The sequence below is a fragment of the Bacteroidetes Order II. bacterium genome, from assembly GCA_016788705.1.
Taxonomy (GTDB): Bacteria; Bacteroidota; Rhodothermia; order Rhodothermales; family UBA2364; genus UBA2364.
Genome location: JAEUSQ010000046.1, coordinates 1 through 17061, shown reverse-complemented (window position 1 = coordinate 17061; position 17061 = coordinate 1). Strand labels below are relative to the sequence as shown.

Annotated in this window: 17 protein-coding genes; 5 read left to right on the top strand and 12 right to left on the bottom strand. The window is 47.4% G+C overall.

Annotated elements, in window-relative coordinates:
- Positions 1-53 precede the first annotated feature (53 nt).
- Both JNN12_12055 and JNN12_12050 read right to left on the bottom strand, forming a co-directional pair.
- Positions 54-302, bottom strand: coding sequence for a two pore domain potassium channel family protein (locus tag JNN12_12055; protein ID MBL7979065.1), 249 nt, complete (start codon positions 300-302; stop codon positions 54-56).
- Entirely contained in the window at positions 302-2260 is a 1959-nt protein-coding gene (locus tag JNN12_12050) for a cation:proton antiporter (GenBank protein ID MBL7979064.1), read from the bottom strand. Before JNN12_12050 ends, JNN12_12055 begins: the two co-directional genes overlap by 1 nt.
- Before the next feature lie 235 nt (positions 2261-2495).
- Between JNN12_12050 and JNN12_12045 the strand changes: the two genes are divergently transcribed.
- From JNN12_12045 to JNN12_12035, 3 genes are read left to right on the top strand one after another with little or no spacing between them, the layout of a single operon-like run.
- Complete coding sequence (locus JNN12_12045; GenBank protein MBL7979063.1) at positions 2496-3626, top strand: ABC transporter substrate-binding protein; 1131 nt, start codon at positions 2496-2498, stop codon at positions 3624-3626.
- On the top strand, positions 3626-4603 hold the full coding sequence (locus JNN12_12040) for an iron ABC transporter permease (protein ID MBL7979062.1): 978 nt from the start codon (positions 3626-3628) through the stop codon (positions 4601-4603). Before JNN12_12045 ends, JNN12_12040 begins: the two co-directional genes overlap by 1 nt.
- Before the next feature lie 6 nt (positions 4604-4609).
- Entirely contained in the window at positions 4610-5338 is a 729-nt protein-coding gene (locus JNN12_12035) for an ABC transporter ATP-binding protein (protein MBL7979061.1), read from the top strand.
- Here JNN12_12035 and JNN12_12030 read toward each other — a convergent pair.
- The 9 genes from JNN12_12030 to JNN12_11990 all read right to left on the bottom strand — a co-directional run bounded on the left by JNN12_12030 (position 5335) and on the right by JNN12_11990 (position 14188).
- Positions 5335-5841 carry a hypothetical protein gene (locus JNN12_12030; GenBank protein MBL7979060.1) on the bottom strand — a complete coding sequence of 169 codons (507 nt, stop codon included), beginning with the start codon at positions 5839-5841 and terminating at the stop codon, positions 5335-5337. The genes JNN12_12035 and JNN12_12030 overlap by 4 nt on opposite strands.
- A gap of 101 nt (positions 5842-5942) precedes the next feature.
- Entirely contained in the window at positions 5943-6635 is a 693-nt protein-coding gene (locus tag JNN12_12025) for an ABC transporter ATP-binding protein (GenBank protein ID MBL7979059.1), read from the bottom strand.
- A 7-nt stretch (positions 6636-6642) separates the two neighbouring features.
- Positions 6643-7452, bottom strand: a complete 810-nt coding sequence (gene bamD, locus JNN12_12020; GenBank protein MBL7979058.1) for an outer membrane protein assembly factor BamD — start codon at positions 7450-7452, stop codon at positions 6643-6645.
- An 84-nt stretch (positions 7453-7536) separates the two neighbouring features.
- Positions 7537-8940: an ABC transporter substrate-binding protein gene (locus JNN12_12015; GenBank protein ID MBL7979057.1), complete on the bottom strand. Its 1404-nt coding sequence runs from the start codon at positions 8938-8940 to the stop codon at positions 7537-7539.
- Positions 8941-8962: 22 nt separating this feature from the next.
- A complete protein-coding gene (gene guaA / locus JNN12_12010; GenBank protein MBL7979056.1) occupies positions 8963-10531 on the bottom strand; it encodes a glutamine-hydrolyzing GMP synthase in 1569 nt (522 codons plus the stop codon).
- 199 nt (positions 10532-10730) lie between these two features.
- Positions 10731-12074 (bottom strand): acetyl-CoA carboxylase biotin carboxylase subunit, encoded by a 1344-nt coding sequence (gene accC, locus JNN12_12005; GenBank protein MBL7979055.1) that lies wholly within the window; start codon positions 12072-12074, stop codon positions 10731-10733.
- A gap of 27 nt (positions 12075-12101) precedes the next feature.
- A complete protein-coding gene (locus JNN12_12000) occupies positions 12102-12614 on the bottom strand; it encodes an acetyl-CoA carboxylase biotin carboxyl carrier protein (protein MBL7979054.1) in 513 nt (170 codons plus the stop codon).
- 149 nt (positions 12615-12763) lie between these two features.
- Positions 12764-13339, bottom strand: a complete 576-nt coding sequence (gene efp, locus JNN12_11995) for an elongation factor P (protein ID MBL7979053.1) — start codon at positions 13337-13339, stop codon at positions 12764-12766.
- 171 nt (positions 13340-13510) lie between these two features.
- Positions 13511-14188, bottom strand: coding sequence for a hypothetical protein (locus JNN12_11990; GenBank protein ID MBL7979052.1), 678 nt, complete (start codon positions 14186-14188; stop codon positions 13511-13513).
- Between the two features lie 301 nt (positions 14189-14489).
- On the opposite strand from JNN12_11990, the gene JNN12_11985 reads away from it, so the two are divergent.
- Positions 14490-14933, top strand: a complete 444-nt coding sequence (locus tag JNN12_11985) for a hypothetical protein (GenBank protein ID MBL7979051.1) — start codon at positions 14490-14492, stop codon at positions 14931-14933.
- A gap of 7 nt (positions 14934-14940) precedes the next feature.
- Complete coding sequence (gene ybeY / locus JNN12_11980; protein ID MBL7979050.1) at positions 14941-15384, top strand: rRNA maturation RNase YbeY; 444 nt, start codon at positions 14941-14943, stop codon at positions 15382-15384.
- A 19-nt stretch (positions 15385-15403) separates the two neighbouring features.
- Here ybeY and JNN12_11975 read toward each other — a convergent pair whose 3' ends face one another.
- A complete protein-coding gene (locus JNN12_11975) occupies positions 15404-16759 on the bottom strand; it encodes a vanadium-dependent haloperoxidase (GenBank protein MBL7979049.1) in 1356 nt (451 codons plus the stop codon).
- Positions 16760-17061: the final 302 nt, after the last annotated feature.

The window sequence follows — 17061 nt, the reverse complement described above, 5'->3', positions numbered from 1 at the left end:
CGGGTGAAAATATATCCACCCATCCCAATGCCCAAAAAAGCAATGATGATTGTCTATAGCCGACCTAATGGATGTAGTGGATGAACCTCGCCATATCCGATGGTGGCAAGGGTAATAAAGGTCATATAAAAAGCATCAAAAAAAGTCCAGCCTTCTACCCACATATAACCCATTGGAGCGATAAGGAATAGAAGGATAAAAATCAGGGCATATTTTAAAAAATCCGAACGTTGTGTGAATGGACTTCGCGAACGGTTTTTCGCCAATATCCGGTACAGAATATGTATTTTTTCGAAGTTCATCAACCAACCAAGCGGTAAAACTGTTCAATATTTTGTCCCGAACCACTCAGGTATAAGGTGTCTTGGTGCCTGATCTGGATATCGGGAGCGTGGATTTCCATGAAGACACCATTGCGCTGAAGGGCCAGAATGGTGATTCCATATTTTTGTCGGATTTGTGCTTCGGCAATGGTTTTACCGATGACGTCGTTGCTATCCCCAAGAACACGCACGCAGGAAATACGTAGTTCGGGGATAGGAGACGCCGCCCATCGTTCTCCTCGTTGTACGGGTTGTCTAAAAGCACGGTAATTGTCGGATCGTACCTTTTCAACAAAGGTATCCACTTCATCTAAAGGAACCATAAAGCTGTGCATTACCCTAGTAAATATTTCGATGGAAGTTTCAAATTCTTCCGGGATTACCTCGTCTGCGCCAATGGCCAGTAAATCCGGAATTTCAGAGGTATATCGGGTTCGAACCACAATCTGGGCCGATTGTGTGTGCTGCCGGATATTGGCCACAATGGTTTTGGTGGCCTGTGGATCCGAAATGGCGACTACCACCACCCGTGCATTGTTGATACCTACTGTTTCCAATACTGCGTCTTTCATCGCATCGCCGTAGTGAATCGGCAAGCCTTTTGCTTTTTCACGTTTCACGGTTTCTGGATTTAGTTCAAGAATATGATAAGGAATATGGGCGTAATCTGCTGCTTTGGCCACATTAGAGCCATTGAGTCCGTAGCCAATAATAACCAAATGATTTTTTAAGGTATCGGTATGCTGTACGTTTGATGTGTGTTTTTCTTCGTGATGATTTCTTACGAAGGTTCGCGTCCATTTGTCTGCATATAGCAGTGCAAAGGGAGTGAGTAGCATGGTTAGAATAGAAACGGAAAGGAAATATTGGTTTAGATCGGGCGTAAGCAGCCCATATTCTATTCCTATGTCGGATAAAATGAGGGAAAATTCTCCGATTTGGAAAAGCGAAAGACCCGTTAGAAGGGTGGTTCGGGTGGGGTATTTTAGGAGGGCAACGGCAATGTAAACGACAAGCACTTTGAGGATGGCCACTGCAAGGGTGAGTCCGACAATAATCCAGACATGTGCCAAGAAAAATCCAAAGTCCAACAGCATTCCAACGGAAACAAAAAAGAAACTGGTGAACAATTCACGAAAAGGGAGAATAGTCCCGACGGCTTGATGGTTGTAATCGGACTCGGAAATGAGCAGTCCAGCAATAAAGGCTCCCAGCGCCATTGAAAGGCCCGCTTCGGCCGTCAGAAAAGCCAAAGAGAAACACAGTAAAAAGGTGGTGATCAGGAATAACTCTTTGTTTCCTGTTTTGGCAACTTGATAAAAAACAACGGGTAAGACAAACCGCGATAATAAATACGTGAAAACCAAAACCGCAATGGTTTTCGCAAAGAGCAACAGTACCGAAATGGTTACAGAGTCCGTTTCTCCAGCCATAATCGGAACAACGAGCATCATAGGCACCACAATAATGTCTTGGAAGATCAAAATTCCAAGTGCATTTCGGCCATGTGGTGCTGCTATTTCATTTTTGTCTTGGAGGAGTTTCAGAACAATAGCAGTACTAGAAAGGGAAACCAAAAACCCCATAAAAACGGCTTCTTGCCAAGCCAAACCGCCAAGCCATGTGATCAAACCTACTAAACCAATGCTTAGCCCCACCTGAACCACCCCTCCCAGAAAAACGGTTCGCCGAATAGAAAAAAGCTGTTTGAGGGAGAGTTCGATCCCGATCACAAATAACAAGAGGATAATCCCGATCTCTGCAATAACCTCGATCTCGTGAATGGCTGAGATGAGCCCCAGTCCAAAGGGGCCTATGAGTATTCCTGTTAGGATAAATCCTAGAATGGCCGGTATTTTGAGCCGCTGTAAGGCATAAACCACTCCGGCTGCAAACAATAAAATGAGCAGTAAATCTTTAAGAATCGGAAAGTGCATGGGCTTTGTCTATTTATCACCATATAAGACCCTTGTAAAAAGGGTGTGAAGCGGAAAATAGGTGATTGGCGCAGGCCCAAAGATACATTCAATCCTCTTTAACGCCCAAACAAATATTTTCGCGGTTAATTACGCCAATTTAACATCAAGAGGGACTATCTTCTTTCAGGTTGTTCTCTAAAGCACAAGCCTTTGTACCACAAGACTGTCTATATACCCTCTTTACGTGCACGATATGTCCTGCTTTAAGTGGATTTTCTTCTTCATTCCGATGGCCTTCTTGGGTTGTCGGCCTTCCTCTTCACCGATAATACCGGATCAAAGTGGATGTAATGCGCCGTTTGATCCCAACCGAGATTACTTTCCTGTTCAAACGCGGCCCGAAGAAGCGACAGGGTTTGCTGTATCGTATCATCGTTATTATAAATTGGTGAACGTCATTCGGGCATGGCCGGGAACTGCTAAAACGTTTACTTATGTACTCAAGGTGTGTGGCGCGCCCGCGCCAAAGGTCGTATCGGATGCTGTTATCACCATTCCGGTGCAAAAATTGGTGACCACCTCTACTACGCAACTTCCAGGATTACAACAATTGGGTGTTTTGGAAAAATGGGTGGGGCACGCAGGAAAATCATTCATCACGTTGCCCGCTCTTGCGGCGAAAGCAAAATCCATTGCAGAAGTGGGAAGCCAAGAACTGGATGCCGAAAAAATATTGGGCTTAAAACCGGATATGGTGATGGGCTATGCAATGGGCGCCCCTACCGATCTCCATCATAAACTTCGTCCCCTGCCGATCTCGGTAGTACTCAATGGGGAATTTGCCGAGGCCAGTCCGCTTGCCCGCACGGAATGGATTAAGTTTATGGCGTTGTTTTTCAACAAAGAGGCCGAAGCCAATCAGATTTTTGATGGACTCAAACAGCGCTATCGTACCTTACAGAAAATGCCCACCCCTGGGCCTAAGCCCGTTGTTTTTACGGGTAGTTATTTCAATGGTAACTGGTATATTGCGGGTTCAAGTAGTTTTATGGCCCATCTGATTCGGGACGCGGGTGCAACCTATGCCATAAAAGACACCGCAGCCACCCTTACCTTGGATTTTGAGGGTGTCTTGGGGCGTACAAAAACCGCAACCCATTGGATTGGGACTGTGCCCTTTGAGAATGAAGCGTCCATCAGACAAACAGATGGACGGTTCTCGATGTTGCCTTCGGCCCAAAAAGGAGCCTACTTCTCGTATGATGGGCGTTTTTTTGAAGCAGCGGTCTTAGAACCAGATGTTATTCTTCGGGATCTTCGGGCTATTTTTTACCCGGACCAGGCAAAAGACTATCGGATCCAGTATTTCAAAGGATTGCAATAATGCGTCACCGTTTCTGGGTACTACCTGTTTTGGGTATAGGTTTGTTTGGTTGGGCTTTGCTGGCAGGCAGTGAAGTTATTCCGGTGCAACATTTGTGGAACCCAAATCAACTTACGGATCAGCAGCGGGCGATTCTTTGGGCCATTCGACTCCCAAGGGCGCTTTCCGGCGTGTTGACAGGGGCTGCTTTAGGGGTTGCGGGCTTACTGATGCAAACCTACTTCAGAAATCCATTGGCTGGGCCATTTGAACTAGGGATTCAATCGGGCGCAAGTTTAGGGGTTGCTGTGGTTCTGCTCACGGGGCCGGGTATTGTTTCCACTTTTTCTCATATTCTGGCCGGAAGTTTGGGTGCGGGCCTTGCTCTATTCCTCATGTTACTTGCTTCACAGAGAGCCGGAGGAACCGCCTCGTTGTTGATTTTGGGGGTTTTGTTTGGCTATATCATTGGCGCGGTGGTCAATTTATTGGTCTTCTTTAGCCCGGCGGATCAAATCCGACTTTTTTCGATTTGGGGAATGGGGAGTTTTGGCGGGGTGTCTCCTAGTGATCTACTTTGGTTTGCCCCGATTGTGGGTGGGTGTTTATTGGTCGCGTGGCTGATGGCCAAGCCATTAAATGCTTTGATGCTGGGAATCACGTATGCCCAAAGTTTGGGAGTAAGCGTCGGTTCGGTTCAAACTTCTTTGCTTGTTATTGCATCGGTTTTAGCAGGTGTTACAACGGTTTTTTGCGGCCCTATTGCTTTTCTGGGAATTGCGGTGCCTCATATAGCGCGGCTTTATTTTCAGACCGCCGATCATCGGTTGCTAATCCCGGGGGCGGCTGTTTGGGGAAGTATGTTGGCATTGTTCGCTTCTAACTTAACGTTGCTCCCCGGAAATGGACAGATTATGCCACTGAATGCACTTATGGCTTTGCTGGGTTTGCCAGTCATTCTTTGGGTCTTGTTTAAACGTACCACTTTAACGAGCTGATTCGTTATGCTTTCCACCGAAAACTTGGCTATTGGACATCGGAAGAACGTGCTTCTGAAGCAACTAAACCTACGGCTTGAAGCGGGAGAACTGGTTTGCTTGATTGGGCCAAATGGTGCAGGAAAATCTACCTTATTAAAAACACTGGCAGGCTTGCTTCCACCCCTTTCCGGAAGCCTCATGTGGAAACAAGTCCCTGTTCGCAGTTTGTCGCCTCAGCAACGCGCACAACACCTCGCCCTGATCCTGACCGATCGTGTGGAGGCGGGTTACCTTACAGGACGCGAGTTGGTAGCCCTGGGACGGTATCCATTTACTGGCTGGAGTGGCCAATTGACGCACGAAGACCAACACTGCGTCGAGGAAGCCATTCAAGAAACCGGAGCTGCTCATATTGCAGACCGATTGTTGATGGAATTGAGCGATGGTGAACGACAAAGGCTTATGATTGCGCGTGCATTGGCACAAAAAACGCCCCTTATTTTGGCAGATGAGCCTACTGCTTTTTTGGACTTTCCCGGAAAAGTAGCATTATTTAGGTTGATGTATCAGTGGGCGACGACGGAAAAAAAAGCCCTGCTAATTACTACCCATGACCTTCATCTGGCCTTTTCGTTTGCAAACCGCTTTTGGCTCATAAATCGCTCTGGCATTCTCACCGATCTTCCGCCACACGAGATGGTGCAGTCGGAAGTTTGGAAAGATACTTTTCCCGAATGGAGCATGGCGCTTTAAACGGACGTTGCAGCAGGTAATCGGAAAACTCTTGCATGCCAAGCGTCTTTTAAGGGCAATTCAAATGATTGATTTTCAAGGGCTTGTACTTCAGTAATGCCTGGATTAAAAACGATGGTTTCCGAACCAACATGCTGTTCCTGTACCATTTTACGAAAAACCGCTCTCGGTACAGATTGGACAGCACCCGTTGCATCCCGATAAAACACCTTGAGTGGAGACTCCCATGCAAAGCCAAATGCTTCGGGAACGGCACCAATGGCATGTACCGAAGCATCTATCCCACAGCCCGAAATGGTACCACCTTCTATAAATGCGCCTACACACAAAAAACGATCTGCCCAAAACCGTGCTGCCCCTCGAACCGGACGGCCATGAGACTTCCAAGTGGAAAAAAAGGTTTTTAATTGTTCCAGAACCGCTTGTTGAACCGATGCACTAAGTGGACGGTCTGCGATATAAACCCACGCTTGGGCGTCGGGTGGTAAGGCATTAAATTGCATATTCGTGTTGTCTTTTGAGTGTACAAATGGATGGAGAGATTGGGTTAACCAGCACATAAAGTGTTCCGAAGCCGAGGTTAGCAAGGCGAGGCCAGAAAAACTTATCTCATGTTTGGTCGCTCCACCTTCACTTGACGTTCTGCACGTTCTGCTTCCTCCGCTTCGTTGGTGGCCACCAAAACCAATTTGCCGGACGCCCTGGCTTCTTCTACCGTATTCCATACAAAGGCTTTGCCCGAATCATCTAAATTTGCGGTTGGTTCATCAAGCATCAAAACAGGTGGATTGGTAAGTAAGGCAAGCGCAAAACGTGCCCGTTGCTTCATTCCGGAAGAATAATTCCCCACCAATTCGTCGGCGCGTCCTTGGAGTTGGACTTTTTGAATCAGGGCCTCTTCGGTTGCAGTCGTGGTACCAAGCCCACGTACCCGTGCAACAAACCGCATGTTTTCACGAAGGGTAAAGCCTTCATACAAGTTTAGATATGGTGCAACCAAACCGATAAAAAAGGGACGTTCCGTTAGCTCTATGCCATCGGCCAACAGCTGAACCGTTCCAGCCGTTGGTGCAAGAATACCAGCCAAAATGCGCACCAAAGTGGATTTTCCGCTCCCATTTTGTCCGGTTATCGCCAAAAATTCTCCGGAGGAGGCCTGAATATCGAGGTTACGGAAGAGTAACCTGCGTCCAAACCGCATTTCCAATCCTTCTGCTTGAAGCCTTATAGACGCCATTTTACGCCCCTTGTCAAACGATTGCAGCATCCAAGACGATACAGGGAATTGTTCATCCAAATGTGGGTCAAGATTTTGGCTTAATCGCGGATTTAAGGGTGGTGGCTTCCATATAAAGTACTTCTGCCGTTTTTAGTACTTCACTTTTCGGGTACAACTCCACGAGACGGTTGTAGGTTGTAATGGCTTTATCGAAGCGTTCTGCTTGCTTGCTTTCCACACTGTTTTTGGCATACAGAACATACGAACGAATGGCACCCAGCAAGGCATTGTCTGCCCAAGAGGTGTCGGCATAATTTTGTAGAACCTGTTCAAAAGTATGTGCAGCGGCCTGATAGTATCCACGTCGTTCATACGTTTTTCCTGCTTCATACGCTTTTTGCCCCAGTTTTTCTCGTAATTCTTTGATCATAATACTGATCTGAGAAACTCGGTCATCATTGGGATACCGTTGCAGGAAAATATTCATATTGGTCAAGGCGCGGTCGGTATCGGTTTGGTCCAATTCAAAGGTTGGCGACAACTTGTAGTAGCAAATCAGGCGTTGGAACTCCGCCTCGATGGAGCGTGGATCCGAGCGGTATAACGAGACAAATCGCATCAGTTCTTGTTCGGCCACCATATAATCTTTGCCGCCCATGTAGCTCAGGCCGAGATAGTATTGGGCATCATCCGCCCATTCATTGGTACGGCCAAAGTCGAAGACACCTTTAAAGAACTCGATGGCATCGGTATAACGCTTTTTTTCGTAGAGCGCTTTCCCTTTTTCAAATGCTTCTTGAGGCGTCTGGTATTTCTGCTTGTTTTGCTTAGAACCACTACAAGCTGTAATACCTGTGGCCAGTATAAGCAATACTATTCCAAATAAGCGATACATTATTTTTTGTTTTAAATTGAGCCAAGTGATCCCGCAGGAACGCTGAAACACCTGTAATATTGCACACCGACCCGTAATTTTAACTTAACGGTCTAAGGTAATCAGACCATTGCGGTAACGGAGGTAGAAAACGGCTTGGTTTTGATTGCCATTTCGGAAATCATAGCGGCGCCCCAGTCCATCGAACGGTATGGCTGTCCTGATTTGTTGCTGGAGCGAACTGCCTTCTGGTGTATTGCGAATTTGCGTGATTAAAAAATTGGTCAAATCGTAACCAGCATGAGAAAGTCCCAACTCATCTGGCATTTGACCTGTTACGGATTGATATTTTCGTGCAAATTCCTGAACTCGCGGGTCGGTGGGGCTTACCCAAAAATCGCTCGTATAAGCTGCCCGATAACGGCTTGCCAAATCGGCATTAGACAAGTCATGCCAATCGGAATTTCCCAAGACCACATTGGTAGCGCGCACCTGATCTAACGATGTAAGGGCACTTTCGATATTTCGGGCCGCGTCTCGGCCATTAATGGGCATATAGATAGCTTGGGCTTGCGCGAGTTGGGTTGCCGGAATGGAACGTCCGAATTTTGCCCATTCACTGGCCGAGGTCAATGCCTTGCTAAAGACCACCGTTCCGCCCAACCTCCTCACTTCGGCAGTGAAAGATTGTACGGTTTGTTCATTTTGTGAATTGCTCTCATAAGCAACCCCCACATTTTTGTATCCCAGATCGGAAACGGCGTACCGTGCCATCAGTTGACCACGCATGGTGAAGGTCGAACTGGCTTGGAAGACATAGCGCTTTCCGTCCGAAACCCGACTTTCGGTTGCAACAGGCGCGACCATTACTACTTGTGAACGGTCTGCAACTTCGGCAGCCGAAAGTGCCTCTTGACTAAACAATGGCCCGATGACCGCACCAACTTTACCATCTCGGATGAGCGATGTCATGGCAATTTGAGCGGGGTCCAGTTCTCCGCCGGAGTCTCGGAATACCATTTTAACTGGAATTCGTGGACGTGAATTGTTGTAATCTTCTACGGCAATTCGGATACCGTTAAACAAGGCCCGTACATAGGTGTCACTTGCTTTAAGTGGTAGGGCAATGCCTAGGTTAAACACTTGGGGCTGTTGTGGGTTATTGTTCTGGCCAGATGCCATGCTTTTTAGCCTGCTGGCATCCGAAACATAGCGGCTATCCGGATATTTGCTTAAAAGTTGGTTGGCCAACTCGATACTTTCTTTAAACATCCCTTGCGAAAACAAGGCCCGTGCCCCCATCAACATGGCTGCGGTAGTTTTTTGGTTCAGCGGAAAGTCCGAAACAACCCGCGAAAAACGTTGGTAGGCCAAATTGTATTCTTGCTGACGGTACAATTCTAAACCGCGCTCGAAGGTAAATTCCGCCACTTCGTTTTTAGGAACGGCCTGTGCGGACGCACTTGTCGCGGGCAAGAGCAAAAGGAGAAAGAGAAAAATACGTTTCATAGCTTCAATCATTTTTTTGGTTCTATTCCCATTCGATGGTTGCGGGTGGCTTGGAACTAATGTCATACACAACCCGGTTTATTCCACGAACTTCATTGATAATACGATTAGAAACATGTGCCAAAAAGTCATGTGGCAAATGGGCCCAGTCTGCGGTCATTCCATCCACACTTGTGACGGCGCGTAAGGCACAAACGTTTTCATACGTCCGCTCATCTCCCATTACCCCCACAGATTGTACGGGAAGTAACACCACAAACGCCTGCCAAGTTTCAAGATAGTATTTTTTCTGCTTGAGTTCTTCGATAAATATGGCATCGGCTTCTTTTAACAACGCCAAACGTTCGGGTGTGATTTCACCAATAATGCGGATCGCCAGTCCCGGACCAGGGAAGGGGTGACGATCCACAATGGTTTCAGGAACATTCATAAAACGGCCAACTGCGCGGACTTCATCTTTAAAGAGTTCGCGAAAAGGTTCTATGAGTTGAAACGGAAGGTTTTTAGGAAGTCCTCCAACATTGTGGTGAGACTTAATGGTGACAGAGGGGCCTTTGAACGAGACACTCTCTATGACATCTGGATACAGGGTTCCTTGTGCCAAGAATGCAGGCTTTAACCCCAATTCATCCGAGATTTCATGGGTCACCTGCTCAAAAGCCTCGATGAAAACCCGTCCGATGATTTTGCGTTTGGCTTCGGGGTCTGTAACTCCTGCCAACTCGTTCAGAAACCGATTGGAAGCATCAACGGCTTTCAGCCGAATGTGGAAATGATCGCGGAAAGTTTCTTGAACCTGCGAAAACTCCCCTTTACGCAGGAGACCGTTATTGATGAAAATACAAGTAAGCTGGTCTCCTAATGCTTGATGCAGTAGGACCGCCGCCACCGATGAATCTACGCCACCGGATAAGCCCAAAATCACGTGTTGGTCGCCTACTTGTTTCCGAATTTCGGCAATCTTCTCCTCAACAAACGAAGACGCCGTCCAATCCCCTAGACAACCACAAATATCCAGTACAAAATTCCGGAAAAGGGTTTTACCTTCGGGTGTATGGGCCACTTCAGGATGAAATTGAACGCCCCAGATAGGTTTTGTATCCGACCGTACTGCGGCAATCGGTGCATTTTCGGTGTGTGCGATGCCCCGAAATCCATCAGGCAGTGCCGTCAGATGATCACCATGGCTCATCCAAACAGTGGCGTTTTCGGGCATATCAGCAAAGAGGCGTTCGCCATAAACGGCATTCAGGTGTGCCCTGCCAAACTCTCGTTTAGAGGCCCGTTCTACGATCCCGCCCTGAAGATGGGCAATGGCTTGAAGTCCATAGCAAATTCCAAGTATGGGCATTAGGCTACCATCCGAGCGGTATAAGTCCAAGAATGCGGGGTCCAACTGCGGGGCTCCGGCATCATAAATTGAATTGGGACCGCCCGATAGCACAAGACCGGATGCTTGCAGGGCTTCTACTTCGTGTACAGGCTTTGTACAGGGGTGAATCTCGCAATAAACCCCCAATTCACGGATGCGTCGTGCAATCAGTTGTGTGAACTGTGAGCCAAAATCCAGAATAACAATTTTTTGATGCATGTATTTTTGATGCTAATTTCGCCACCTGACCCAACCTTTTTGGCATGTTGTGCCCTTCCCGAAGTCTGTGTTCAAAAAAAACCTTGCGCCTTGGTGAACCTTGGTCTAAATATAGCCACCTCATAGGTTAACCTAATTTCCGAAAAGAAAAAATCACCGAATCTATGATACCGGTGATTTTTTCAAAAGCCAGTTGGTATTATTTCAGGCTAAAACCACTCATGAAACCCGTGTCGAATTGCCCAGAGATAAATCCGGGGTCTTCCATCAACTGGCGATGAAATGGAATGGTGGTTTTTACGCCTTCTACCACAAATTCATTTAATGCGCGCCGCATTTTGGCAATGGCCAGTTCACGGGTCCGTGCCTTGACAATGAGTTTGGCAATCATCGAATCATAATAGGGGGGGATTACATATCCCGCCGAAGCATGTGTATCTACCCGCACGCCATGTCCTTTTGGGGTATGGAATGCCGTAATTTTGCCTGGAGAAGGCCGGAAATCACGGTAGGGATCCTCTGCATTGATTCGGCATTGGATGGAATGCCCCGAGATCGGTATTTGCCAATTCGGATCAATAGATTCGCCATTGGCCACTCTGAGCTGCATTTCGATCAGGTCAATATCGGTCACTTCTTCTGTTACAGTGTGTTCTACCTGAATCCGAGTATTCATCTCCATGAAATAAAAGGCCCCAGAGGCGTCTAAAAGAAACTCTACCGTTCCTGCCCCTTCATAATTCAGGGTTCGTGCGGCTTTACAAGCGGCTTCGCCCATACGTTGGCGCAAGTCGTCGTCAACAGCGGGGGAAGGTGTTTCCTCGACCAATTTTTGATGACGGCGTTGTATTGAACAGTCACGTTCGCCGAGGTGAACAACATTTCCTTTGCCATCACCCAAGATTTGAACTTCCACATGGCGTGGGTTGAGAACTAATTTCTCCATATATACATCGCCGTTTCCGAAGGCCCCTTCGGCCTCTTGACGTGCCGTATTGAACGCTTTCAATAGCTCTGATGATGCAAAGACGGGGCGCATCCCGCGACCACCTCCTCCGGCACTGGCTTTAATCATAATGGGATAGCCCATTTCATTGGCCAAAGACAGGGCTTGCGCTTCGGAAGTCACCACACCGTCGGAGCCAGGAACAACCGGAACACCCGCTTTTATCATGGTCTCCTTGGCCTTGCTTTTGTTGCCCATCAGGTCAATAGATTCCGGAGAAGGCCCGATGAACTTAAGGCCATGATCCTGGCAAATGGCACTGAACTCACTGTTTTCCGAAAGGAACCCATAGCCCGGATGAATGGCATCCGCCCCCGTCACTTCGGCTGCCGAAATAATCCGGTCTATGCGCAGATAACTTTCTTTGGAGGCTGGTGGGCCAATACACACCGCTTCATCGGCAAAGCGAACTGGAAGCGAATCTCGGTCTGCCGTAGAAAATACGGCAACTGTCTTGATGCCCATCTCGGCGCAGGTTCGGATAACCCTAAGGGCAATCTCGCCTCTGTTTGCAATAAGTACTTTTTTGATCGCCATAAATGCAGGTATAAGAATAGAAATTGATTAACCGATAACAAACAATGCCTGGTCGTACTCGACTGGTTTCCCATTTTCAACCAGAATCTGGAGAACCGTTCCGGAAACCTCTGCTTCAATTTCATTCATTAGTTTCATGGCTTCGATAATACAAAGCGTCTGGCCTTCGCTGACCGAGTCGCCCACTTTGACGTATGGGGGCGTTTCCGGAGAAGAAGCACTGTAAAAAGTGCCAACAATGGGTGCTTTTACCACATGTCCCGAAGGGCTCGCTGAGGCCATAGGGGCCTCGGTTTTGGGAGTCGGCTGGGGCGCCGGAGCAGGAGGCGTTGCCGCCTGTACAGGTAGGGGAGCAGGTAAGGGAGGAGCATAAGGCATCATCGGTGGGTACATGGTAGGCATAGGGGCCGCATGTTGTACACTGATAGTTGGGGCGTTTTTGCGAATGACCAACTTAAAGTCTTTTTCTTCGATTTCAACTTCGGCTACGCCACTTTCTCCAACCATTTGGAGCAATTCGCGTAAATGTTTGAGATCCATGATATTTGTGGGTGAGCGTGAAAGAAGGAGGGTGTCGAATGCGCTAAGATACGATGAAAACGCATTTAAAAAGCGGCTAAAACCGATAAAAAAGAAAAGGGGTGCAGAAACGGGTCCATGACCCCATTCGGACACCCCAAGATCGGTTCTTATTTGTTAACCCGTGCCAGATAGGTACCGGAGGTGCTTGTGGTATCCACACGAATCAGGTCCCCTTCGTTGATAAACAACGGAACCATGACAGTGGCCCCCGTCTCGATAACTGCAGGCTTAGTTGCACCAGTAGCCGTATCACCCTTGAGTCCTGGATCGGTTTGTTCTACCCGTACTTCAATGGTTTTGGGAACTTCTACGGTCAGGATTTCACCGGTTTCAGCATGGATCAAAACATCCACTTGGCCATCTACTTTGAAGAAGCCCTTGCCCGATATGACCTTCGCGAGTGGCGCTTGAATCTGATCATAGGTCTCGGTGTGCATAAGATGGAGCCCCATCTCATCTTCGTACAAAAATTGGTATTGGTGCCGTTCAACGCGGGCGGTCTCAACCCGTTCGCCTGCCCGGAAGGTATTGTCAACCACTTTGCCGGAACGAACATTTCTGAGCTTTGAACGAACAAATGCACCACCTTTGCCAGGCTTAACGTGCATGAATTCAATAATTGTCCAAAGATCACCGTTCCAAACAAGGGTCAGGCCATTCCGAAAATCGCTGGTATCTGCCATAATGTTTGGTGATATGGTTTGGTGAATAATTTTATACAGAACTGCCAATATAGGCATTCTCTTTGGGAATCCCATGCGTGATAGACGAACTCTTGTCAAAGAAGCAATGGAAAAGAAAAAGCTCCGGAAAAACTCCGGAGCTTTCTTCATGCCTTTTGAGCCAATATTTACTCAACCGCCAGTAACATTAACGGTGACGGTTGTGCCGTAACGAATGCTCCCATTGGTGCCAACGGATTTAGGCTGTAGCACGTGCATACCTATGGGCAATGTCCGTGTATCCAAGAAAAAGTTGTAAGGATCCGAAGCATCCGTCGAAACCTGGACACCATTTAATAAGAGGCTGACCGATTGGATGGGTGTTGGCTCTTGTGCGGTAGCATCCACTTGGATGACTCCACGAACTTGTTGGCCTGTGGTATGGCTGGTAATGGCAACCCGTGGGCCGGCCCCGTTTCCGTTGTTCACCACAACACTTTGGGGCAGGGTAATGGTTCTCGCGCCTTCCGAGTCCGTAATGGCTGCCTGAAGTTGATAGGATCCGTCTGGTCGTCCGGTCGAGTCCCAGATATATTCAAAAATGGGCTTGGGGCCTGCTGTTAAGCGGCTGGCTTCACCTATTTCTACACCGTTTACGGAGACCAAAACTTTCTCGACCAAAGCATCGGTGTTTATGGCTTGGGCTTGAACCCATACCCGAACCATCCTGCCCACAACATTTCCGGTTTTCGGGGAGATCATATCACCAACGGGTGCAACATCAACTACGGCGGGGGTATCACATCCCGGCATGATGACCAATACGCCCAACATGAGCAGACTAAGGAAAATGGATCGAACCTGTTTCATCGTTAACTAATGGTTGCTGTGTTATAAAAAACCTACTTGACACCGAAGAAAAATGACCACTTCCGTACCTTGATGAATCCCAAACGGGATCGTGTCGTAAGCAGAGGGACTGGGGGCTTCCTTTCTACCAGAAGCTATAGGCAAAATTCAGACCAAAGCCACTCGGAAGCGGTCTGTTTTGGATGACATCAGCAAAAATATCGTTGCATGTGGTTCCGGAAGTTATGGAGAAGCCCATTTCATGGTTGTATTTCTTCAGCGATGATACTATTTTTGACGCTCAAAATAAAAAATGTCCGATATGTCATTTACTTTTTCAACTTCTGATTTTAACAATATTGGCCAAACACTCGGTGTCATGCCGAAGGAAGAAGGCCAGATGGTTCGGTACGAGCTTTCAGACCCCGCGTCTGGACGCAAACTGGCGCTGGAAATTCAGCCAGAAGTGGCGATCCCACATGCGGAAAGCCTTTCATTGGTCACCGTTTTTGCCTCGAATGCTTTTTTGCAGCTTCAGGGATGCACCGGGTTTATTGCCAGTGAGGAATTGGGTGAAGTCATTTTCTTTGCTCGTCGTAACGGTGCCACCAATGGATTGGTCGTTGAAAAAGGCGCAGGATGTTCGCTCTATGCCAACGTAGAAGATGCCTTGTTAAATGCAGACTTTACGCAACTCCCGCCCGAAGTGATGATGAGCAGTGTTGCCCTGTCTATGACGGAAGACTTGTTTAACGACCTTAGTTAGTCCAGATATGACCCCATACGAAGCACCACTTGCGATCGAAAACGAACACGCTAGCCTGCAATTGGATCTGGAAAAAATTAAAACCCTCGTATATCTGGTATTGGATGGCGAGGGTTTTACCTTAACTTATCTGGGCATTGTCTTATCGGACCACGAGGCCATTCACGCCATGAACCGCGAATATTTAGGCCACGATTATGAAACCGATGTACTTTCCTTTCCACTGCAATCCGGTCACCACATTCGCACACACAGGCAGGTTGAAGGCGAGATCTATGTAGATTTAGACACTGCCTTAGAAGTGGCACCAGAATACCATACGGTATTTGAACAAGAAGCACTCCGTTATATTGTGCATGGGCTGCTACACCTCATGGGCTATGACGACGCCACCGAGGAGGCGCGGAAACTCATGTCTATGCGCGAAGATCAATATTTAAAATTGCTGTAAGTTATTTATGATCAATATCTTACAATATTGGTCTTCCAAAATTTAGCCGATTTACTTGGTCACCAATTTGATAGCCCAGATCAAGGCCACGTTCAATATCCATCCGGTAATGAAGTCCTCCGTATAGGCGTGAAAAAGCGGATTCTTGTGCCACTTGCTCAAAATTGTTGAAAAAGCGGATGGTTCTTGAAAATCCGAAATAAACCTGTGTTCGGTCAGAGAACGACCGATTGGCCCCGAAAATAGAGGTAAAGACCTTGGAGGCGGCGCCAATCTCGGATGAATGCCCCGAAACATATGCCGGAAACGGCGGCGTTTCTATAAGGGTGTTCCAGTTTGGATCAATATACCGCTTAATATAGGTTACGGGACGGATCAAGAAATACTCGTATTTCACCCACCAACAACGAATAAAAGCATCGTTTTCTGCTATGCCCATCTTGGCATAAGCCAAAGCGGAACGTGCCAAACTGGCGCGGTCTTCATCTAAAAGTTGTGTCAAAATACTAAAGGTGTGTCCAGTAGGCGTACAAGTAAGAAAGGGGTCGTCTGCCCAAAAGCGTGCAATCTCTTTTTGATCTTCTGTATTGATCTGAGACTGGGTATAAACTTCAAGGGCTTCCTTATAAAACGTGGAGTTCGGATCTGTAGAAAACGGATGTGGCGCGGGAATCTGGGCCGAACTATTGGTTGCAATCATGAGCCGATTGTTTCCCCACTTGGGTCCGACGCCTTGCCCTGAACCCGTTTCTTGCCAAGCAGAGGCCGCAGAACTGGGAACGAGGCCATCATGCGGTCGGAGGTACCCTTCGTGTCCGCCATCACTCTTCGACCATTCAAAAATGGCATTGGCCATTTCTTTGCCATACTGTACAGAAAGGGCAGCCGTTTCAGTTTTTTCGTTGGTTGTCAATACTTTGTTCATGTAAGACTCTAAAGAATCCAATGAATTCCGGTCTTTTGGCCTAAGGTTAACAAAGAAATTACGCATGGTTTGTGCCATCGCGGCATTGGCGGCAATACCCCAATTGTAAGACTTTGTAGGATCCGTTTTGGGCAGTTTATCGGCACTTAATTGGTTGAGTTGCCCTGCCAAGGAAGCCGATTCTGCCATTCCAGGCTGTACTGTTTGGTATAAAGCCACGCCCATATATCCAAAAGCACGGGCAGCCATAGGTGGATAATACCCATCGGTGGTTTTGACCACTCGACACAATAACTTGAACCATTCGCGTGCTACCTCGCCGCCATGTTCATGAGCAGCAATGCTGGCATGGGCGTCGGATGGTTCGGTCAAGGACTTATCACATCCAGATAATAGGAGAGCGAAGAAGAGCAGTGGCCACCAGTGGGTATGTATATTAATCTTTTTCATAAGTCGAATGTTTGGTTTTCCATGATGCGTCTTTTTGCTAATTTCGTGCCATAATGCGCAATTAATAAAGTAAACAAGTTGAAAAAAGAGGGACAGAACAAGGGTTTCTTTACTTGGCTTTGAACCCAGTTCATTTGTCCACAACGTTTTCTAAGAAAAATAGTAACTGGTTAGCCTGATTCCAAAATTGTTATCGGGCATTGAAAAATAGTTTATTTTTGTGTTTCAATGGAACTACCCAACGACATAGCAAGCTGCCACCGGATAATCCTGGAATTGGTAGCCGTTATTGAAGGCTTCAA